A 22339-nucleotide genomic window follows, 5' to 3' on the forward strand; every position below is an offset into this window, starting at 1 on the left:
ATGCAGAGGTTTTTTATTCGTCAGGTTCTCGTGTAGGAATGATTTTTACAGAGCGATTTGTTTTTCTGTCATCATTTTACGCATGTTGATGAGTCCGTAGCGCATGCGGCCCAGTGCAGTATTAATGCTGCAGTTGGTAAGCGAAGCAATTTCTTTAAAACTCATATCAGCGTAGTGGCGCAGAATGATCACCTCACGTTGTTCTTCAGGTAACAGATCAAGCATCCGGCGGATGCGGTCGTAACTCTGGTTTTTCATCATCTTTTCCTCAGCATTCTCCGTGCTGAAATTCAGTACTTCGAAAATATCGTGGTTGTCACTTGTTTTAATAGTGGGGGTACGCTTTACCCTGCGGAAATGATCCACACATAAGTTGTGTGCAATACGCATCGCCCATGGAAGGAACTTGCCTTCTTCGGTATAGCGGTTGCCACGAACGGTGTCGATCACTTTAATGAACATATCCTGAAAGAGATCTTCGGCAAGATATTTGTCTTTCACCAGCAGGAAGATGGAGGTATAGAGCTTGTCTTTATGACGCAGCACTAATGTTTCCATGGCTTCAGCGTTTCCATCCTTAAACAGGTGGACGAGTTGTTGATCGGTAAATTGTTGATACAGATGCATACACTTCTACGGTTGATGGTTTTCAAAAAAGGGATTCAGCTAATAAGCGATACTAAAAATAAATGTGTAGAAGTTTGATGCTATAGGCAGAAGAAATTTGGGTTTCTGATTTGATATTGAATTTCGGAATAAAAATAAACGAAATATCTCAACTTTCCAACATTCAGGATTATTTAACGTATTACCCCCTAGTTTGCTAATAGTATTTTCCGCTGATTGTAGTACGGCAACGATGTCGTCCGTAACCCGTGTTTAGGAAAAACAACTCTTCAAGAAGTTTCTATGCCACATGGATTCTTAACTGATTTGATTATCAGTTAAATTTGTTTTTCTATGGGTACAGCGGTAAAAAAGAAGCAGCTTGATCTCTCTGCAACAATCAAAAAGGACGATATTTTTATAAAAGGTGCACGGGTACACAATCTCAAAGATGTATCAGTACACATTCCTCGTAACAAATTAATCGTTGTAACCGGTGTGTCCGGCAGCGGCAAGTCCTCACTTACTATCGATACATTGTATGCCGAAGGGCAAAGGCGTTATGCAGAAAGTTTAAGTGCATATGCCCGCCAGTTCCTCAACCGCATGAATAAACCGGATGTCGATTTCATCAAAGGGTTGTGCCCGGCTATTGCAATCGAACAAAAAGTGATCACCCGCACACCCCGCAGTACAGTGGGTAGTATGACGGAGATCTACGATTATATGCGTCTGTTGTTTGCAAGAGCGGGTAAAACAATTTCACCGGTTAGCGGAAGAGAAGTGAAGAAAGATGACGTGGCTGATGTGATCAAAGCCATTCAGCAACAAAAAGAGGGAACGAAATTATTATTGCTGGTAAAATTTCCGATGCATGCAAGGCGCAGCATTCGGGAAGAGCTGAACATTTTATTGCAGAAGGGTTTAACTCGTATTTATAAACGCCCGCAGCCGAAAGGAAAAAAGCTGGCCGAAGGAGAGCTGCTGCATATTGAAGATTTGCTGGAACAAACAGATGCAGCATTAAAAAAAGAGTTTGGTGCAGATTTTATAGTATATGTGTTGATAGATCGACTTATTGCAAAAGAATTTGATGAAGATGATTTGCACCGTATAGGTGATAGTGCCGGCACAGGTTTTTATGAAGGTGAAGGTGAAGTGTATTTGGAGATTGATGGGAAAGAGCTGGTGCATTTTTCAAATCGGTTTGAACTGGATGGAATCAAATTCGAAGAGCCGGTGCCGAATTTATTTTCATTTAATAACCCGTATGGTGCATGTCCGGTTTGTGAAGGGTTTAGTCAGGTGTTAGGTATTGATGAAGACCTGGTGATACCTGATAAAAGCTTAAGTGTGTACGAAGGTGCCGTGGCTCCATGGAAAGGAGAGAAGCTTGGTTGGTGGAGAGAGCAATTCATTAAAGCAACAGCAAAAACAGGATTCCCGGTGCACAAAGCTATTATGGATCTTACAAAAGAGCAATACCAGCAATTGTGGAAAGGTGTTGGAACTGCATTGGGTATTGATGATTTCTTTAAAGAAGTAGAACAGAATTTATACAAAGTACAATACCGTGTGTTGTTGAGTCGCTATCGTGGACGTACGCTTTGTACCGAGTGTGAAGGTTACCGGTTGCGTAAAGAGGCGTTGTACGTAAAAGTAGCCGGAAAGCATATTGGTGAACTTTGCGAAATGCCGGTTAGAGATCTGAAAGTTTGGTTTGATGAATTGAAGTTGAGCAAGTATGATCTTGAAGTAGCCAAACGCATTTTATTAGAGATCAACAATCGTGTACAAACATTGCTACATGTCGGGCTTGGTTATCTTACATTAAATCGTTTGGCCAATAGTTTAAGTGGTGGCGAAAGTCAGCGTATACAACTCACCCGTTCGTTAGGAAGCAACTTAACCGACTCACTTTATATTCTAGACGAACCATCCATCGGCTTACATCCGAGAGATACAGCCAATCTTATTTCTGTTTTAAAAGAATTACGTGATTTAGGCAACACAGTTGTAGTGGTAGAGCACGATGAAATGATGATGCGTGAAGCAGATTATATTATCGATATGGGCCCGCTTGCAAGTCATCTGGGTGGGGAAGTAATTGCCGAAGGAAATTACGATGCCATCATCAGCAACAAAAAAAGTTTAACGGGCAAATATTTAAGTGGCGCTTTAACCATTGATGATTTTGGAAAGCCACGCAAGTGGAACCGCAGTATTAAAGTAGAAGGTGCAAGACAGCACAACTTAAAAAATATTACGGTTGAATTTCCATTGAATGTGTTGTGTGTGGTGAGTGGTGTAAGCGGTAGTGGTAAAACAACACTGGTTAAAAATATTTTGTATCCTGCAATGAGTAAATTGAAAGGAGAGTTTGGTGACAAAGCAGGAATGCACAAACAATTGACCGGTGATGTTGATTCCATTGCACAGATTGAAATGATCGATCAAAACCCAATTGGAAAAAGCAGCCGTAGTAATCCTGTAACATATATTAAAGCATACGATGAAATAAGAGATGTGTATTCGCAGCAACCGTTAAGTAAGATCAGAGGATTTATGCCGAAACATTTTTCGTTTAACGTTGACGGCGGACGGTGCGATGCTTGTAAAGGTGAAGGCGAACAGGTGGTTGAAATGCAGTTCCTGGCTGATGTGCATCTTATATGCGAAGTATGCGGCGGCAAACGTTTTAAAGAAGAAGTGCTGGAAGTGAAGTACAACGATAAAAGCATTTATGATGTTTTGGAAATGAGCGTAGATGAAGCGTTGGATTTTTTCCGCTTTGAAAAGGATCTGGTAAAGAAATTATCTCCGCTCAGTGATGTGGGCTTGGGTTATATTAAACTTGGTCAAAGCAGCGATACGTTGAGCGGCGGAGAAGCACAACGTGTAAAACTTGCATCGTTTCTTGGAAGAGGAAACGGGCAAGGTAATATCTTATTCATCTTTGATGAACCAACAACCGGCTTGCATTTTCACGACATCAATAAACTGCTGAAAAGTTTTCATGCACTGATCGAAAAAGGACATTCAGTATTGGTGATCGAACACAACACCGACGTGATCAAACGTGCAGATTGGGTGATCGATCTCGGTCCTGAGGCTGGTGATGGAGGTGGTGAGGTTGTTTACACTGGTTTGCCATCCGGCATGAGCAAATCAAAAGCAAGTCAAACAGCGAAGTACATTGATTAATAAATGATCACCGATTGATCCTGCTTTGTACCTGCCGCATCAGTTAATACAACACGGTACATACCTTTTGGCAAATGACTCACATTCATTTCTACGTTTGCAGGCAAACGATCGTAATGAAGTTGTTCTATTTTAATTGAGTTAGATGAATACAGCGTTATGGTAACTGCACCGTGTATCGTTGATGGATCAAGACTAATACGAAGTTTTGATGAAACCGGGTTTGGATAAATGGTAAATCCTTTTACGCTTCGTTGTTCCACCAGTTCGGTTTTTGAATAAAAAGTTTCACCATTGTTTCCTTCTGCTTTTACACGATAGTACGTGGTGCCAGCAGCTATGAAACTGTCGGTTTCAGAATAGGTTTTCACGTTTTGATTGCTATTGCTTACAGCTTGTTTGTTCACTTGTTTCCATAACCTTGCATCAGTGCTTTTTTCAACTGTATATCCTGCTAGTTGGCTCTCGTCACTAATGGTCCAGTTTAGTTGTACTTGACGTAATCCGTTCAGCTTTACCATGAACGATTGAAACTTTACCGGTAAAATGCTTAATGAAAATCCGCTTGGCGATGCGCCTGAAAAAGAGTCTGTATAGGCAGGTCCAACGATTGTGCCGTCACTATTGCCTTTGTACTTTGTTACATTGCCGATCTTAATTGTTTCTGATGGTGTGCCGGCGGTAGTGATGCTCCCGGTTGTGTATATAATGATCTTGGAATTGTTGCCCAAGTCAAGTTTACCACCAGAAGAGAAGTTGAGTGTACCATGTACACGAATGATAAGATTGGGAGTGTTATTATAAATATTTGTTTTTACGCTGAGAGTGAGGCCAACCGGTATATCAACGGTGTCGCCATTTTGCGGCACAACAGCAGGAGACCAGTTGCTTGCATTATTCCAACCTTGTCCTGCATTACCAACAGCTGTACGTATGGCTGCAATGGAACTGCAGCAGGCGATAAAAAAGAATGAAACGGTAAAAATCGTTTTCATGGATCGGGATTTTGGAATAACAAAACTAAGAGTATGCACTTAGTTTAAAAAGAGCATAAACCCTAGTTTGTTGTAGGAGGTAATATCACTTTCATACTAGTAGAACTACGTGGTTTCTGGCTTTTGTATAGGGTATGGAACAAAAAAAGACCAACTGATTTAACAGTTGGTCTTTTTTAACAAGGGGTTTAAATTTTCTATTTATCGTAACCGGTCCATGCTCTTGATCAGCTTTTCATCTTTACGTATGCCCAGCCAGGCAAGGATGAAAAATACAGGAATTATAAAGCTGATGGCTGAGGTCAAGGTGAAGTTTCCCTGTACAAATTGTTTTGTTTGCTGAAAGTACAGCGCCAGCACACCTAATTGTAATAACAAGCCGAGCCAGGTTAACCGCATCTGCAGTTTGCGGTTCTTGAACAGGAATATTGTAACCAATCCTGTTAAGGCTACAGCGACCGTAAGAATGAGTAATAAAAAAGTACTGCTGCCATTTAAATTTTCAAACAGATTATTGTCTTTGTTACCGCTGTAAAACGAAAGCTCAATTGATACAAGTGCTGCCGCAACAGCAAGTAAAAGCCAAATAGTTTGTATACGCTGAATCATATAATATGTTTCAATAGTTTAATAGTTAACCTAACTCGGGGTACAACGGAAACTGACCCATAAATGCATTTACTTCCTTACGGATAGCCGCAAGAATAGCTTCGTCATCCGCATTCATCAAACTGCGATCGATCACATCCACTACAAATTCCATGTGCTCCTCTTTCATGCCACGTGTTGTAATGGCTGCCACACCTGTGCGGATACCGCTTGTTACAAACGCACTCTTGTCATCAAACGGAACCATGTTTTTATTAGTGGTGATCTCTGCTTTACCCAATACCTGCTCCGCTTTTTTACCACTAATATTTTTATTGCGCAGATCAATCAACATCAAATGATTGTCAGTTCCATCGGAGATCAATTTATAATCTCTGCTAACAAACGCAGAAGCCATAGCCTGCGCATTCAATTGTACTTGTTTTGCATACGTTGTAAACTCATCTGTAAGAATTTCACCAAACGCCACTGCTTTTGCTGCGATCACGTGTTCCAATGGCCCGCCTTGTTGACCGGGGAACACACCCATATCGATGAGGTTACTCATCATACGTGTATTGCCTTTCACATCTTTCAAACCAAATGGGTTTTCAAAATCTTTATGCATAAGGATGATGCCACCTCTTGGTCCACGTAAGGTTTTATGTGTGGTTGAAGTAACGAAATGACAATGTTCAAATGGTGAGCTCAACAAGCCTTTTGCAATTAAGCCGGCCGGGTGTGCCATATCGCATAATACAAATGCACCTACTTCATCCGCAACTTTACGAATGCGTGCATAATCCCACTCACGACTGTACGCACTGGCACCGCAATAAATTAATTTCGGTTTCAGCGTTCTTGTTTTTTCTTCCAGTGTTTCGTAATCAACCAAACCGGTTTCTTTTACCACACCGTAAAAATGTGCTTCGTATAATTTACCGCTGTAGTTTACTGGTGATCCATGCGTAAGATGTCCGCCCATGCTCAAATCAAGACCCAATGTAATATCGCCCGGCTTTAAGATGGCTTGTGTAACAGAAGCATTTGCCTGTGCACCGCTATGCGGCTGTACGTTAGCATATTCGCAACCAAAGATTTCTTTCAAACGATCGATGGCTAACTGTTCAGTTTGATCTACAATTTCGCAACCACCATAATAACGGCGACCGGGATAACCTTCTGCATATTTATTGGTTAATACGCTGCCCATGGCCTGCATTACCTGTAATGAAGTAAAGTTTTCTGAAGCGATGAGTTCAATACCGTGGCGCTGACGTTCTAATTCCTGGTTGATGAGGTTGAAAATGGTCGTGTCCCGTTGCATGAGTGGTTGCTAAGTTTAATGTGTAAATGTTGCATAAAGAACTGAACGTACAAGGGAGTGACACAACAGAAGCTGATAAAAGAACGGCTGCCGGCCATCTTATCTTATTCAATTCTCAAATGAGGTGCAAAAATAAGCCGACAAGAGTTGTGAAGGGAACTTCGGTTCGTATTTTTATGAACAGAGTTTAAAGATGTTGCAACGGGGGTTAATTGAAAAAGTCCTACTTTAGCCGCTTCGATTTTAGACCACGTTCTGAATATGAAAGCAATTATTCCAGTGGCAGGTGCAGGTACCAAACTGCGGCCACATACATATACACAGCCCAAAGCACTCATTCCCATAGCCGGTAAAACCGTGTTAAGTATTATTATTGAACAGCTACAGGATGCAGGTGTGCAAGAGTTTATTTTTATTACCGGCTACCTCGGCGAAAAAATACAGGATTACATCAAGGAGTCTTTCCCAACAATCACAAGCACATTTGTAAACCAAAGTGAGCGACAGGGTTTGGGACATGCCATCTTACTTTCAAGAGACCAGGTGAATGGTGATGATGTGATCATTGTATTGGGCGATACCATTTGCGAATACAATATCAAAGAGGTACTTGACAATAAAGATTCGATGCTGGCGGTAAAAAAAGTAGATGATCCCCGCAACTTTGGAGTAGCCGAAATTGATGAAGAAGGTAAAGTGCTGAAAGTGGTTGAAAAGCCGCAAATACCAAAAAGCAATATGGCGCTCGTGGGTATCTACAAGATCAGTAATTCAAATATGATGTTCGATTGCCTCGAAGTTAATTTTCGGGAAGGCGTAAAGAACAGGGATGAATATAGTTTAACAGATGCGCTGCAATGCATGATCGAGAAAGGAGCACCTTTTCAATCGTTTAAAGTATTGAATTGGTTCGATTGCGGAAATAAAGACTCGTTACTTGAATCGAATGCAACATTGCTTAAGAAATTCGGCACTTCTATTTCACCCGATCATCGGTTTGAAAATGTAATTGTGGTGGAGCCGGTGAGCATTGGCAAAAATTGTGAGATCAGAAATTCGATCATTGGTCCCAACGTTTCTGTTGGTGATAATACTACGATCAACTATTCAATTATTAAAGGCTCTATTATTGGTTCGTACGCCGATCTGTATGATATTGTATTGGAAGAATCGCTCATTGGCAGCGACACCGAAGTGAAAGGAGAAACAAGAAGCCTCAATATTGGTGATAATACAGAAATTGATTTGGGATAATCGCAATTAGCTGATTGGCTAATTTGCAAATTTGCTGATTATGTTTTCCAACCGCATCACACAACTCTTCAACATCGAAAAACCGATCATTCAGGCAGGAATGATCTGGGCAAGCGGATGGCGTTTAGCCAGTGCCGTAAGCAATGCAGGTGGTTTGGGAATAATTGGTAGTGGAAGTATGTACCCCGATGTATTGCGTGAACATATTCAAAAATGCAAAGCAGCAACTGCCAAACCATTTGCAGTAAATGTGCCATTGCTATATCCTGATATTGATCAACTCATCAGCATTATTATAGAAGAAGGCGTGAAGATCGTTTTCACCAGCGCCGGAAATCCTAAAACATGGACTTCGAAGTTGAAAGAACACGGAATAACCGTTGTGCATGTAGTAAGCAGCAGCAAGTTTGCACTAAAAGCGCAAGATGCAGGTTGTGATGCAGTAGTGGCAGAAGGATTTGAAGCAGGTGGACATAATGGGCGGGAAGAAACTACAAGCATGGTGTTGATACCGGCGGTGAAAAAAGCAATTCATATTCCATTAATTGCAGCTGGTGGTATTGCAACCGGTCGACAAATGTTGGCCGCAATGGTATTGGGTGCGGAAGCGGTGCAGGTGGGCAGCAGATATGTTGCAAGTAACGAAGCCAGCAGTCATCTCAATTTTAAACAGGCGGTGATCAATACCAACGAAGGGGATACGGTGCTTACGCTGAAACAACTTGCTCCGGTTCGGTTAATCAAAAACGAGTTCTATCAGCAAATACAGGAAGCGGAACAACGTGGTGCTACCAAAGAGGAAATGCAGCAGTTGTTAGGAAGAGCCCGGGCCAAACGGGGCATGTTTGAAGGAAACATGCAGGAGGGTGAGCTGGAGATCGGACAGGTGAGTGCTTTGCTTGACGAAATTTTACCGGCGGCCACCATTACTGAAAATCTTTGGAAAGAATTTCTGGAAGCGTGCAACAATCCACTTGGAAATAATACTTTAGAGTAGAAGAATTTTTGTTTCGTTTACGATTTTGTTCGTAGATTTGAAATGAAAACTTTTTTCAGAACAATTTAACAGGTTAGGTTGTCATAAAACATCTAAATAAACTGTTATAGTTCTGTAACTTTAATCTCTTATCATCGTAAAACAATTGTTATGAAGAAACTAATTCTCGCTTCGCTGTTCATGACAGGTGTTTCAGTTGGTGCTTATGCAAATGCGGATAAAGGAACCGAAACAGGCTCTGTACAAGGCGTTATTCTTGATGCAGAAACAAAAAAACCGGTAGCCAATGCTACATTTAGTGCGTCAATAAAAAAAGCATCCTTCTCAAAAGATATTGTGACCGATGCCAATGGCGGATTTAAATTGAATAATGTTCCGATCGGTGAACATACGATTGTGATTGATAAAGTTGGATATCGTGCTACAAAAAAGGAAGCGATACTTGTAAAAGAAGGAATTATATTAAAGATCGAGTTTGAAGTAATTCCTGCAGAAGATGAAATTCATCAGCCGTTTATGTCGCCAATTACGATTCATTCTTTCTAAAGTTTTATTTATAAAAAAATCCCCTGATTTTGATCAGGGGATTTTTTTTGCCTTTACATTTCAAGCTTATGATTTCCGGAAGGCCCATTTCGCCATTTCCTTTAATGTAACTTTCTTACCATAGAGTAAAATACCTGTGCGGTAAATTTTTGCACTCATCCAGGTTGTAAATAAAAATCCAATAATGAGTGAGATCATGGATAATCCCAACTGCCACCAGGGTACTCCAAAAGGAATACGAGCCATCATTACAATGGGAGAGGTAAATGGTATAATACTTCCCCAAACTGCCAACGAGCCAGCTGGATTCTGTACCGCATTCATCATAATAAAAATTCCAAGAATGATCGGCATCGTAATTGGTAACATCAACGACTGTGCTTCCTGCGGATCTTCATTTACCACGCTACCAACTGCAGCAAATAAGGATGCATAAAACAAATATCCAAACAGGAAGTAGAAAATAAAGCAAGGAATAATGAGTGCCCAGTTTGCACTAAACACCGTTGTTTTTGCCTGCAATATTTTTAGCGCCATCGTATTATTCTGTGCCATGCCAGGCATTGATTCATTCATCTTCTGCGCCTGTTCCAATGCTTCCGGCCCAATGAGAAGACTGCTCAGTGAAGAGAGAATGATGATGAGTATGATCCATAAAAAAAGTTGCGTTAAACCAACCGCTGCAATACCAATGATCTTGCCTAGCATCAACTGGAATGGTTTTACACTGCTCACCATTACTTCGGCAATACGGTTTGTTTTTTCTTCCATTACACCACGCATTACGGCTGCACCGTAAATGAACAGAACAATATAGATGATGAAACCACTTGCATAACCTATTGCCAGAGCAAGCATTTTATTGTCTTCTTTTATCTCTTCGCCTTTTACCTGATACGACCGGTAGTTAAGTGAGGAAGAATTTTTACTTTGTTCTTTAATGGAGTCCAGCGTGTTTCTTGTAACACCTTTTTCCATCAGCAAACGGTCTTCATTGATCTTTTGTATTTGATTTTTGATTGCTTCATCCGTTGCTAACCCAAGTTGTTTTTCGGTATAAAGACGAACGGAATCAGGTGCTTTCTTATCAGCAGAATAAACAACAAGAATTCCTTCAAATCCTTTGTCTTTATAATTCATTCTTGTCACATCATCGGCATAACCGAATGTAACAGCAGAGCCTTCTTTGAAATTATTTTTATACAGGCCACTTTCATCGTTCACTGCAATTTTGCGTTGTTCGGTTCCGTTTGCACCAATAAATGCACCACCAAAGATGAGTGCAAAAATGAGCAGGGGAAACAGAAAAGTAGACAGCAAAAATGTTTTGTTGCGCACTCTGGTAATGTATTCCCGTTTAATGATGATCCAGATCTTGTTCATATAATATGGTATTAAGCAGTAACAGTTTGAAATTGGCGTGCGGTTGGTGTTCCTTCCACCAAACGAATAAATATTTCATTCAACGAAGGAAGAATTTCATGGTAAGCAACGATCACACTTTGCTGATTAATGAAATGCAACAAAATATCGTTTGACTGATAACCTTGGTTGATCTTTAGTGTAAGGTTATTTCCTTTTTGTTCTGCAATAGAGAACGATGGGTGTTGCAGATTAGCAGGCAGTTGTTCTACTTCTGCTTTAAAAATGTGTTGTTTGAATTGTTGTTTGATTTCTTTTACACTACCGTCGAGGATCTTCTCACCTTTATTTACCAGCACAATATGGTCGCAGATCTCCTCCACCTGTTCCATACGGTGCGTACTGAAAATGATGGTGGTTCCTTTTTGTGCAAGGTTGAAAATTTCATCTTTAATTAGATTACTGTTCACCGGATCCAATCCACTGAACGGTTCATCAAGGATCACCAGCTTGGGTTCGTGCAAAACAGTGGTAACAAACTGAAGTTTTTGTCCCATACCTTTCGACAGGTCTTCTACTTTTTTGTTCCACCAACTTCCCATCTCAAATTTTTCGAACCACTCCTTCACTTTTACAAAAGCATCCTGTTTGCTCATGCCTTTTAATTGTGCCAGGTACATGGCCTGTTCACCCACTTTCATTTTTTTATAGAGCCCACGTTCTTCCGGCATATAACCGATGTTGATCACATCATCTACCGGGTTGAATTTTCTGCCATTCAGTTGAATGGATCCGGCATCCGGATAAAAAATACCGGTGATCATACGGATCAATGTGGTTTTACCGGCACCGTTTGGCCCTAACAAACCAAAGATGGATCCTTGCTGAATGCTGAAGCTGATATCGTCAACAGCTTTTTGTGAAGAGAAGTATTTCTTCAGGTTCTGAACTTCCAAAATTTTACTCATACGCAGTATTAGAGTGCTGAAATGTTGATTTGTTACAAGATAGTCATTGAAAATTTATCATGCATGAATTAGGGCTGAACGGCGAGCTGCACAGCAATCAAATTGGCCACCCGTTCTCCGTCCATTGCTGCGCTTACAATACCGCCTGCATAACCCGCACCTTCGCCACATGGGTAAAGACCTTTGATCTGCGGATGTTGTAAACTGTCAGCATCACGTGGAATACGAACAGGGGAGGATGTTCGTGATTCAGTGGCAACAGCAATTGCTTCATTGGTAAAATAGCCACGTTTTTTTTTTCCAAAAGCCTGAAAGGCTAACCGGAGATCTTCAAAAATAAAATCAGGCAACACAGCAGCTAATGATGTGCTTGTAATACCTGGCAGGTAAGAACAATCAGGAAGCGATGAAGATGTTTTCTTTTCAAACAGATCAACCATGCGTTGTGCCGGCGCAACAAATTTACCACCACCTGCAGTAAATGCTTTTTGTTCAATTGCTTGCTGAAATTTCATCAGCAGCAACGGATCGTTGTCATCTATTTGTACGCTGGGGTTTGTGTTTTGTTTTTTAAAGTACGCAACTGCATCTTTTACATCCACAGTTACCACCATTCCACTGTTGGCAAATGCATTGTTTCGTTTAGAAGGGCTCCATCCATTCACCACTAATTCGCCGGGCGAAGTAGCAGCCGGCGCAATAATACCACCGGGGCACATGCAAAAACTAAACACACCTTTTCCTTGTACCTGTTCAACTAAACTATAAGAAGCGGGCGGAAGAAATTCATCACGTAACGGGCAGCGGTATTGAATGGAATCGATCAACGCTTGCGGATGTTCGATCCGTACGCCCAACGCAAATGGTTTGGCTTCGATCAGTATGTTATTTTGATGCAGCAATTCAAAAATATCTCTTGCACTATGCCCGGTTGCGAGGATCACTGCATCTGCATGCAGTACCGAGTTTGAATTCACTTGAATTCCTTTCAATTCATTCTTCTCAACAATAAAATTGGTCAGCTTTGTTTCGAAATGAATTTCGCCTCCACAACTCAAAATAAATTCCCGCATAGCGGTAATGATATGTGGAAGTTTATTGGTGCCGATATGTGGATGACTTTGGTACAGAATTTTTTCCTCTGCTCCAAAACGTACAAATAATTGAAGAATACGATCGATGCTTCCACGTTTACTGCTGCGTGTATATAGCTTTCCGTCGCTGTAAGTTCCGGCACCACCTTCGCCAAAACAATAATTACTTTCAGGATTTACTTCGCCTTCTTTATTTAAGACAGCAAGGTCTCTACGCCGTGCCCTTACATCTTTTCCCCGTTCAATCACAATTGGTTTAATACCCGATTCAATTAAACGAAGTGCAGCGAATAAACCTGCCGGACCTGCGCCAACCACAATTACTTGCTCAGGAGCTGCATGTACATCCTGAAATGTAAAAGAGGTGGTTTCTCTTTCTTGAACCGGTTCGTTTATAAAAGCTTTTACTGTAAGATTTACCCACGGCTGCCTGCTTCGTGCATCAATGGACTGTTTGAGAATATGAAATCCGTTTACAGTGTTAACATGAACTGTGGCAGATGCTGCAATTTTCTCAGCAATAAGAATGGAATCTGTTGCCTCGGAGGGCAGAAGACGGAGTGCGATTTGTTGTTGCATGTGTGTCAGGCAGTTAACCTAAAAACAGTTGATTATTTGCAAAGATAACCTCAAAACAGGGAGTAATAAATTATGTATTTCATCACTAAAAAACATTTTTTTTGTGCATACAAAAACAGTTACCTTTCATCAGTTACTCCCTTTAAATGAATAATAGAATTACCCATTATATTCTTGCAATAAATGTTGCATTTCTTTTCGCCTGTAATCCAGTGTACCGTGCTTCATCGGTGCAGTATAAAGATTACCAGGTACTCAATCTCCAGAAGGATTCTTTTTTACAAGTAATGTTGCAGCCGTATGCGGACAGTGTGAACAGCAGCATGAATGCGGTGATTGCTCAATTAGCAGTTGATGTTGACAAGCGTCAGCCCGAAAGTACATTGGGTAACCTGATGGCTGATGCTATGAAAGTGATTGGCGAGAAGTATTACAAAACTACCATTGATGCGTCATTTGTGAATTATGGAGGTATTCGTATTCCATCTGTTAAAGCAGGAACAATTACCCGGGGCAAGGTATTTGAGATGATGCCCTTTGATAATATTATTGTATTGCAAAAATTGAAAGGCACTGTTTTGAAAGAATTTCTTGATCATGTAGCCGGAAGAGGCGGATGGCCGGTATCGGGGATTACAATGCAGATCAAAAATAAAAAGGCTGAAAATATAATGATCGGCGGAAAGGTATTGGATTTGAATGCTGTTTACACCATCGCCAACTCTGATTATGTTGCAAATGGAGGAGATGATTGTGCAATGCTGCGAACTATCCCACAGTTGAATAACGGATTCCTGTTCAGGGATGCCTTAATTGAATATTTCACATCGTTTGGAAAAGAGGGTAAACCCATTACAATGACGATTCAAAACAGAGTAACGAATGCTCAATAGAAGAAGATTTATACAGCAATCGGTATTTACAACGGCTGCATTGATAGCAGGTAGATATGTTGAAGCAGAAGATGTTGCTGTTCAGCGGTTGGTGATCCTGCATACAAATGATGTACACAGCCGTCTTGATCCGTTTCCAATGGATGGCAGCCGCAACCAAGGGTTAGGTGGTGTGGCAGCGAGAGCAAAAATGATCAATGATATCAGGGCAAAAGAACAGCATGTGCTTTTGCTAGATGCGGGCGATATTTTTCAGGGTACACCTTACTTCAATTTATACAAAGGTGAGCCGGAAATGAAAGCGATGCAACAAATGGGTTACGATGCCTGTACCATGGGAAATCATGACTTTGATGCAGGGCTTGAAAATTTTGCTACGCAGTTGGCAAAAACTTCGTTTCCGGTTTTATTATGTAATTACGACTTTACCGGAACAGCCATGGAAAATAAATCGCTTCCTTATAAAATATTTAAGAAAGGAAAATTGAAGATTGGCGTTACTGGTGTAGGTATTGAAATGAAGGGATTAGTGCCGGATAATTTATTTGGCAGCACAAAATATCTTGACCCTATACAGCAACTGAATCAAACAGCTGCAATGTTGAAACGTGAAAAGGGTTGTGATATGGTCATTTGTTTGTCGCATTTAGGATATCAATACCGTGAAAATGCAAATCGTATTTGTGATATGATCCTTGCAAAGGAAACAGAACATGTTGATCTCATCATTGGTGGTCATACACATACGTTCTTAAATGAACCAGTGTTAGTGAAAAATAAAAATGGCGGCGATATATTGATCAATCAGGTGGGTTGGGGTGGTATTCAGCTGGGCCGGTTGGATTATGAATTTCTGCGATATAAGCAGAATAATCTGTCGGGTGCGAAATCGCTTTTAATAGGTAAAAAAACAGGTGAATAAAAAATTTTTTTTTCCACAAAAAGTGTTGATATTCGCTCTCCCCACTAAGATTTTCTATTATGAATCTCATTCTAGAAAATTACCAGAGAGATAAAACAGGAACATTATTAACTCATTATATAAACTGCTTTTGGAACAATGACGAAAACGGCTGATCAAGTATGGAAAAGTTGTTTAACCATCATTAAGGATATAGTAGAATGGCAACATTTTAAAACATGGTTTGAGCCAATCAAACCTGTTGAGTTAAAGAATAAGATCCTTACCATCCAGGTGCCCAGTCAATTCTTTTTTGAATACCTGGAAGAACATTACGTAACGCTGCTTGCGAAAACATTGAAACGTGAATTAGGTAAAGATGCAAACCTGGAATACCGCATTATGATGGATAGCGGTAATAACAATAATCAACCCATTACCATGGATGTTCCTGGTCATGGTTATAAAACTTATACAAATAACGAAATGGATTTTCCGCTGGTAATAAGTAACCCCGTCAAGAACCCGTTTGTAATACCGGGCTTGAAGAAGGTGCAGATCGATCCGCAGCTGAATCCAAATTATACGTTTGATTCTTTTATTGAAGGCGATTGTAACCGTGTTGCACGCAGAGCCGGTAAAACAGTTGCTGATAAACCCGGTGCTACCTCTTTTAATCCTTTAGTTATTTATGGTGGAGTTGGATTGGGTAAAACACATCTTGCACAAGCAGTAGGGAACGAGGTAAAGCGTCAGCATCCAAATAAAGTGGTGTTGTATGTGAGCTCCGAAAAATTCATCAACCAGTTTGTTGATCATAGCCGGAACAATGCTATCAACGATTTTATTCATTTTTACCAGTTGGTAGATGTGTTGATCATTGATGACGTTCAGTTCTTCAATCGTGCAGAAAAATCACAGGATGCTTTCTTTGCCATTTTCAATCACCTGCACCAAAGCGGAAAACAGTTGATCCTTTCATCTGATAAGCCACCAAAAGATCTTGAAGGAGTACAGGAGCGTTTGCTCAGTCGTTTCCGTTGGGGTTTAAGTGCAGATCTTCAAATGCCGGATTACGAAACCCGTATTGAGATCCTGGAAAAGAAAATGAAGAATGATGGTCTGGAAATGCACAAAGATGTGGTGAAATACATTGCTTACAACATCAATACGAATATTCGTGAGCTGGAAGGTGCCCTTATTTCATTATTGGCACAATCCTCGCTTAATAAAAAGGAGATCGATCTGGATCTTGCTAAAAAAGTGTTGAAGAATTTCGTCAAAACATCATCTAAAGAAATTACCATCGATGCCATTCAGAAAATGGTGTGCGATTATTTCGACGTGCCATACGAGAAGCTTTTACAAAAAACACGCAAGCGTGAAATTGTACAGGCCCGCCAGATCACCATGTATTTAGCAAAGACCTTTACCAAAAATTCACTCAAAACCATTGGTGAACATTTTGGCGGTCGTGATCATACAACTGTTATCCATTCCTGCCAAACGGTAAAGGATCTGATGGATACTGACAGTATGTTCAAAGAAAGTGTGTTGGAGCTGCAGCAAAAAGTGCAATTAGCCGCCATGTAATAAAGAAATTCAAAAAAATACTTGATCCCGGATTCAATCTTGAAATCCGGGATTTGTTTTTTTGGCACTTTAGCTACAGACAACTATTTTTGCAACCCCAATAGGGAAATTGCCGAAAGGCAATCAGGATCGGGAAGTAGCGCAGGCCGGTAGCGCACCTGGTTTGGGACCAGGGGGTCGCAGGTTCGAATCCTGTCTTCCCGACAGATAAAAGAGTGAAGTGAAAACTTCGCTCTTTTTTTATGCAGATATTTCATTGATCTTACTTCAGTCTTTTTATATGCCATCTCAAATCTGCAAAATCACGTACATATAGTGGAGCGGTGTAAACAGTTGCATTTTTCCAACTGCTGTATTTAAGTAAATGTGTTAGAAGATTTTTAACACAATTTCTTGATCAATGTCGTATCAGAGACAAAACACTTACATGGCTCCAAATAGTTTTGTTGTATGCTAAACAGATCAGGTATGAGATGGATAACGGTAATTGTTATAGTTCTGTGTGTTACTGTTGTACAGGCACAAGAGAAAAAAGAAGTACCACGTGTACATCGGTTTGCTGATTTTTCTGCCACCATTGGTGCCTCACAGCAAACATTGGCTGCTTCGTATGTGTATAATTGGCGGGTAGGGAAGAAGCGAAAATTTGAATTAGGGCTTGGACTGCGAAATACAGCTTACTTCGGCATTAAAAAAGATTTCTGGACAGCACCTGCAAACGTGGCCCGTTCTTCCAGTGTTCCATTTCTTGTAGTTGTTTCTGGACAGCGAACAGAAAACTGGGATACACTTACTGTTCAGCGACCGTTCACCAATTCACTCAATCTATCAGCCAACTTCGGTTATCATCTCAGTAATCGTTGGTATGCCGGTTTTAATATTGATCTCATCGGTTTTACTGTTGGACGCACCGGCAGTGCTGTTTTTACAAGCAATGGAACCACCACCACCGAACCGGCTGCTAAACCGGCTCCATTTAATTTATTACTTACAGGTGATCTCGATCTCGGTTCGCTTAACTCAGAGTTTTTTGTTTACTACAATCTGAATGATAAATGGAGTGTAAAAGCGGTGTATCAATTCATGTTTGTGGAGTATAAAACAACCAATGTAAAGCAAACAGCACCTGATGGAACAATCGTTGATCGTTTCCGCAACAAAGCAAACAATGCTGGTATTGGTGTAGCCTATCATTTTTAAAAGCAGAAAAAAATGAAATCACTTACAATTCTTGTTATCACAATTTTATTATTGATTTCCTGTAAAAAGAACAATGAAACATCTGCCGTTCCCGGAATGGATTCAATTGATTCAGTTGGACAAACGATTTTATTGACGGGTACATTCAACAACGGACCATGGGGTACAGTAAGCGGACAAGTCAGAATTCTTCGCACTGCAACTGGAGCGCTTACGTTAGCGTTACAAAACGTGAATATTTCCAGTGGCCCTGATCTGCACGTATATTTATCAAAAGAAGTGCAGCCGATCAACTTTATTGATTTGGGTTTACTTAAATCAACAAGCGGTAATCAGCTTTATAGTATTTCGGGTGCTGCTGATTTTTCGCAGTACAAATATGCACTCATCCATTGCCAGAAATTTGATCATTTGTTTGGCAGTGCGTTGTTGCAACCGTAAATAATAAGTTGGAAAAGAAATTTATCCTGCAATCATCTCTCTTGCAGTAACCAAAGAAGAGTCGGAAGGTTTTTCGCCACTCAGCATGCGTGCAATGGTTTCCACCTGTTCTTCTTTACTCAACAAGCGAATACGTGTTTTAATTCCTGATTTGTCTTCCTGTTTGTAAACAAAATAATGCGCCGTTGCTTTGGCAGCAATTTGCGGCAGATGCGTAATGGTGATTACTTGATGCTTGGCTGAAAGTTCCTTGAGCAGGATACCAACCTGTTTCGCTGCTTCACCACTGATGCCCGTATCGATCTCATCAAACAACATCGTTGGCAATGCAATACTTTTTGCAACCAACGATTTAATGCACAACATCAATCGACTAAGTTCACCACCACTGGCCACTTTGCTGATAGGTTCAAATCGATTACTCTTATTGGCATCAAACAAAAAGCTGATCTCATCTTTCCCGAATTGATTGAGCGATGTTGTAGTCAGTTCAACTTGTAAACGTGCATTGGGCATACCGATCTGTTGCAGCAATGCATTTACCTGTTTGGTAAAACTGCCCGATTGTTTCATACGCTTTGTATGGATCAGTTCAGCTTCTACTTCCATCTGTTGTTGTAATTGTGTTTTTTCTTTTTCTTTTGTTGTAATGGATTGTTCCATATTCAACACCACTTGTACTTGCTCTTCCAGTTGTTGCTGTATAGTCAGCAGTTCATTGGTTGATTGTACATTGTGTTTCTTCTGTAATTTATAGCCGATCTCTAACCGGTCATTGATGAGTTGCATCCTTGCTTCATCAATATTGATACTGCTTTGTAAGTGATCAAGGTCGGCGGCAATATCTGTTAACTCTATTTGTGTCGATTGCAAGCGTTCGGTTATACTTGTAAGATCCGCATGAACATTTTTGAATTGTTGCAACCGTTGCAACAATGATTTTAATTGTTGTACAAGCGGCGTTTCGCCATCTTTCAACAACTGAACAGCATCGGTAAGAACGGTTGCAATAGAACCGGCATTACTCAGAAGTTGTAATTCCTGGTCCAGCTCTTCCAGTTCATTTTCTTTGAACGAAGCCTGATCGAGTTCATCCAGCAAAAACAATTTGTAATCCTGTTCACGCTGCAGTTGCTGTTGTTTATCTTTTAACTGTTGCAGTTCTTTTTGCAGCCTGGCAAATTGGATGTAACGCTGGCGGTATTGTTCTACCTCTTTATCACAACCGGCCAATGCATCCAGCACTTCACGTTGAAAATCTTCATCACCCAATTCAAGTGTATCGAATTGTTGATGCAAGTCAACGAGCATCGACGTCAATACTTTCAGTTGCGTTAAATTGACAGGCGTATCATTAATAAAAGCTCTTGATTTTCCATTCGCAGTGATCTCTCTTCGCAAAATGAGTTCCGGTTCTTCATCAATTTCATTCTCTTTCAACCACGCATTTACTTTTTTATGCGTTGCTGTTGAAAACACTGCTTCAACGATGCATTTTTTTTCACTGTTTTGTAAACTGCTGCTATCGGCACGGTTGCCCAATACCAATCCCAACGCACCTAATAAAATTGACTTTCCTGCACCGGTCTCGCCGGTAATGGTATTGAGCTGAGGTTGAAAATCAACTTTCAGCTCATCAATAATGGCAAAGTTTTGTATGGATAATTGTTGCAGCATTCAGAATTTCAAAACTAAATCAAATGAAGGATAAAGAAAGAAGCCGTTGAAAAAAATCAGCAATAAAAAAAGGGCGCTGAAAGCGCCCTTCTCAATATCTATCCGATCAATTAAGGTTCAACTGTATCGTTGAGGTCAGCATCAACGAGAATGCGACCACAGTTTTCACACACAATGATTTTTTTGTGTTGTTTGATCTCACTTTGGCGTTGCGGAGGAATGGTATTGAAACAACCACCACAGCTTTCACGCTCAATAGGAACTACTGATAAGCCGTTACGGTAGCTTGTACGAATACGATCGAAACTTGCCAACAGGCGATCTTCTACTGCTTCTCTGGCAGTATCAACCAAGCCACGCAATTGCGTTTCTTCTTTTTCTGTATCAGCAACAATTTTATCCAGCTCACCTTTCTTGTGCTCCAGGTTCTTTTCTTTTACAGCAATTGCTTTTTTTGCTTTTTCAAGCACTTCGCTTTTTTCAATCAACTCTTCGTTAGCATCTTTAATATGCTTCTCTGCAAGTTTGATTTCCAAACCCTGCATTTCGATTTCTTTGTTGATCGCTTCAAACTCACGGTTATTCTTTACATTCTCACTTTGCTTCTCGTATTTTTTCTCCAGGGCTTGTGCTTCTTTGATCGCTTCTTTTTTGCTTTCAATAAATTCCTGAATACCGTTGATCTCTTCTTCAATACGGTTCTTCCGTGCATTCAAACCTTCAATTTCATCTTCAAGGTCTTTTACTTCCATTGGTAATTCACCTTTCAGGATCTGGATCTCATCCAGTTTGCTTTCAATTTTCTGCACACGAATCAGTGCCTTCAGTTTTTCTTCTACAGAATACTCTTTTGTAGTAGCCATATTTGTGTTTGAAGTTTTTTGTTTTTGATACCGGCGGTAAAGCCTTGCTCAACATTGGTTGTGTCACTCACTTGTTCATCCGTCACATCAATCATCTAAAATACTCGACAGGGTTCGTTTTCACACCAGTTTTGAGGACGGCAAAGGTAGGGAATTTCCCGCTCAAATGTTCCGCCAATAAATCGATTGTAAACTGTTCGCTTTCCCAATGCCCGATGTCCGCCAACAGCAGCCGGTTTTCGGCATCAAAGAATTCATGATATTTCACATCACCCGTAACATATGCATCAGCACTTGCCGCCAGCGCCGCCTTGGTTAAAAAGCTGCCAGCACCGCCGCAAAGTGCCACTTTGTGGATCGGTTTTTCCCGTTTTGTATGCCGGATTACCTGTAAATGAAACTGGTTTTGAAGTAATTGTAAAAATTGATTGGGTGAAATGCTGTTTGGCAAATCACCAATGATACCAGCACCTGTAGATTGATAATTGTTATCGAGCCGCACCACATCATAAGCTACTTCCTCATACGGATGTGCTTTGATCATAGCAGAAAGAATCCCTTGCTCCAGCCAGGCAGGAAAGGTCACTTCTATTTTTATTTCTTCTTCTTCATGCCTGTGGCCAATCTCACCCACAAATGGCTTACTCCCTTCCGATGCTTTGAAGGTTCCTTTTCCGCTGGCATTAAAACTGCATTCGCTGTACTTACCAATATGTCCACCGCCTGCTTCAAATATAGCTGCCCTCACAAATTCGGCATGTGTAATGGGTACAAAGCTGAACAACTTTTTGAGCAAACCCGTTTTTGGTTGCAGAATTCGGCAATTGACCAATCCTAATTTCTCAGCCATCCGTCCATTTACGCCATTCATTATATTATCCAGATTAGTATGGATGGCATAAATGGCAATATCATGTTTAATGGATGCGATCACTGCCCGTTCTACATAGTTTTTTCCATTAATTCGTTTGAGTCCGCTGAAAACAATGGGATGGTGCGCCACGATCAGGTTAACTCCGTTGGTTTTTGCTTCCATCACCACTTCTTCTGTAGCGTCCAAACTTACCAATACTCCGGTACACTCCCAGCCAGGTGAACCAGTGAGCAATCCGGCATTATCATAACCTTCCTGAAGAGAAGGAGGGGCCAATGTTTCTAAAAAGCGGATGATATCAGCAATTTGCATACAGTAAAAATAAGATAATTCAACAGGAAGCGTTTACAGAACCAGATAAGTGCCTGAAAACCTGT

At 40.7% G+C, this 22339-nt stretch carries 19 protein-coding genes and 1 tRNA gene; 10 read left to right on the plus strand and 10 right to left on the minus strand.

Annotated elements, in window-relative coordinates; translation table 11 throughout:
- Nucleotides 1–45 precede the first annotated feature (45 nt).
- Complete coding sequence (locus WG989_RS10760; RefSeq protein ID WP_340429349.1) at nucleotides 46–627, minus strand: RNA polymerase sigma factor; 582 nt, start codon at nucleotides 625–627, stop codon at nucleotides 46–48.
- A 333-nt stretch (nucleotides 628–960) separates the two neighbouring features.
- Here WG989_RS10760 and uvrA point away from each other — a divergent pair, with 333 nt between their 5' ends.
- Entirely contained in the window at nucleotides 961–3810 is a 2850-nt protein-coding gene (gene uvrA / locus WG989_RS10765) for an excinuclease ABC subunit UvrA (protein ID WP_340429350.1), read from the plus strand.
- Here the strand turns inward: uvrA and WG989_RS10770 are convergent.
- The 3 genes from WG989_RS10770 to glyA form a co-directional block, all read right to left on the minus strand.
- Nucleotides 3807–4805 carry a T9SS type A sorting domain-containing protein gene (locus tag WG989_RS10770; protein WP_340429351.1) on the minus strand — a complete coding sequence of 333 codons (999 nt, stop codon included), beginning with the start codon at nucleotides 4803–4805 and terminating at the stop codon, nucleotides 3807–3809. The genes uvrA and WG989_RS10770 overlap by 4 nt on opposite strands.
- Nucleotides 4806–5006: 201 nt before the next feature.
- Nucleotides 5007–5414, minus strand: a complete 408-nt coding sequence (locus WG989_RS10775) for a DUF4293 family protein (protein ID WP_340429352.1) — start codon at nucleotides 5412–5414, stop codon at nucleotides 5007–5009.
- Nucleotides 5415–5439: 25 nt separating this feature from the next.
- Nucleotides 5440–6720 carry a serine hydroxymethyltransferase gene (gene glyA / locus WG989_RS10780; protein WP_340429353.1) on the minus strand — a complete coding sequence of 427 codons (1281 nt, stop codon included), beginning with the start codon at nucleotides 6718–6720 and terminating at the stop codon, nucleotides 5440–5442.
- A 261-nt stretch (nucleotides 6721–6981) separates the two neighbouring features.
- Here glyA and WG989_RS10785 point away from each other — a divergent pair, with 261 nt between their 5' ends.
- From WG989_RS10785 to WG989_RS10795, 3 genes are all read left to right on the plus strand, one after another.
- Nucleotides 6982–7974, plus strand: coding sequence for a sugar phosphate nucleotidyltransferase (locus WG989_RS10785; protein ID WP_340429354.1), 993 nt, complete (start codon nucleotides 6982–6984; stop codon nucleotides 7972–7974).
- A 40-nt stretch (nucleotides 7975–8014) separates the two neighbouring features.
- Complete coding sequence (locus WG989_RS10790) at nucleotides 8015–8971, plus strand: NAD(P)H-dependent flavin oxidoreductase (protein WP_340429355.1); 957 nt, start codon at nucleotides 8015–8017, stop codon at nucleotides 8969–8971.
- Nucleotides 8972–9121: 150 nt separating this feature from the next.
- Complete coding sequence (locus tag WG989_RS10795) at nucleotides 9122–9517, plus strand: carboxypeptidase-like regulatory domain-containing protein (protein WP_340429356.1); 396 nt, start codon at nucleotides 9122–9124, stop codon at nucleotides 9515–9517.
- Nucleotides 9518–9583: 66 nt separating this feature from the next.
- On the opposite strand, the gene WG989_RS10800 is transcribed toward WG989_RS10795, so the two are convergent.
- From WG989_RS10800 to WG989_RS10810, 3 genes are all read right to left on the minus strand, one after another.
- Nucleotides 9584–10900: an ABC transporter permease gene (locus WG989_RS10800; protein WP_340429358.1), complete on the minus strand. Its 1317-nt coding sequence runs from the start codon at nucleotides 10898–10900 to the stop codon at nucleotides 9584–9586.
- An 11-nt stretch (nucleotides 10901–10911) separates the two neighbouring features.
- On the minus strand, nucleotides 10912–11847 hold the full coding sequence (locus WG989_RS10805; RefSeq protein ID WP_340429359.1) for an ABC transporter ATP-binding protein: 936 nt from the start codon (nucleotides 11845–11847) through the stop codon (nucleotides 10912–10914).
- Between the two features lie 68 nt (nucleotides 11848–11915).
- Nucleotides 11916–13520, minus strand: coding sequence for an NAD(P)/FAD-dependent oxidoreductase (locus WG989_RS10810; RefSeq protein ID WP_340429361.1), 1605 nt, complete (start codon nucleotides 13518–13520; stop codon nucleotides 11916–11918).
- Nucleotides 13521–13666: 146 nt separating this feature from the next.
- Between WG989_RS10810 and WG989_RS10815 the strand changes: the two genes are divergently transcribed.
- The 6 genes from WG989_RS10815 to WG989_RS10840 all read left to right on the plus strand — a co-directional run bounded on the left by WG989_RS10815 (nucleotide 13667) and on the right by WG989_RS10840 (nucleotide 18548).
- On the plus strand, nucleotides 13667–14413 hold the full coding sequence (locus tag WG989_RS10815; protein ID WP_340429362.1) for a 5'-nucleotidase C-terminal domain-containing protein: 747 nt from the start codon (nucleotides 13667–13669) through the stop codon (nucleotides 14411–14413).
- Entirely contained in the window at nucleotides 14403–15335 is a 933-nt protein-coding gene (locus tag WG989_RS10820; RefSeq protein ID WP_340429363.1) for a bifunctional metallophosphatase/5'-nucleotidase, read from the plus strand. The genes WG989_RS10815 and WG989_RS10820 overlap by 11 nt, the downstream gene beginning before the upstream one ends.
- Before the next feature lie 138 nt (nucleotides 15336–15473).
- Nucleotides 15474–16907, plus strand: a complete 1434-nt coding sequence (dnaA, locus tag WG989_RS10825) for a chromosomal replication initiator protein DnaA (RefSeq protein WP_182804895.1) — start codon at nucleotides 15474–15476, stop codon at nucleotides 16905–16907.
- Nucleotides 16908–17037: 130 nt separating this feature from the next.
- A tRNA-Pro gene (locus tag WG989_RS10830) sits at nucleotides 17038–17111 on the plus strand.
- 264 nt (nucleotides 17112–17375) lie between these two features.
- Nucleotides 17376–18107, plus strand: a complete 732-nt coding sequence (locus WG989_RS10835; protein ID WP_340429365.1) for a hypothetical protein — start codon at nucleotides 17376–17378, stop codon at nucleotides 18105–18107.
- A 12-nt stretch (nucleotides 18108–18119) separates the two neighbouring features.
- Entirely contained in the window at nucleotides 18120–18548 is a 429-nt protein-coding gene (locus WG989_RS10840; protein ID WP_340429367.1) for a DM13 domain-containing protein, read from the plus strand.
- Nucleotides 18549–18569: 21 nt separating this feature from the next.
- Here WG989_RS10840 and recN read toward each other — a convergent pair whose 3' ends face one another.
- The 3 genes from recN to WG989_RS10855 form a co-directional block, all read right to left on the minus strand.
- The gene (recN, locus tag WG989_RS10845; RefSeq protein ID WP_340429369.1) at nucleotides 18570–20225 is read right to left on the minus strand and encodes a DNA repair protein RecN; all 1656 of its coding nucleotides are present in this window, start codon (nucleotides 20223–20225) and stop codon (nucleotides 18570–18572) included.
- Nucleotides 20226–20335: 110 nt separating this feature from the next.
- A complete protein-coding gene (locus WG989_RS10850; protein ID WP_340429370.1) occupies nucleotides 20336–21088 on the minus strand; it encodes a zinc ribbon domain-containing protein in 753 nt (250 codons plus the stop codon).
- Between the two features lie 91 nt (nucleotides 21089–21179).
- Nucleotides 21180–22274 carry a Nif3-like dinuclear metal center hexameric protein gene (locus WG989_RS10855; RefSeq protein ID WP_340429371.1) on the minus strand — a complete coding sequence of 365 codons (1095 nt, stop codon included), beginning with the start codon at nucleotides 22272–22274 and terminating at the stop codon, nucleotides 21180–21182.
- Nucleotides 22275–22339: the final 65 nt, after the last annotated feature.

This window comes from Lacibacter sp. H407 (assembly GCF_037892605.1).
GTDB lineage: Bacteria > Bacteroidota > Bacteroidia > Chitinophagales > Chitinophagaceae > Lacibacter.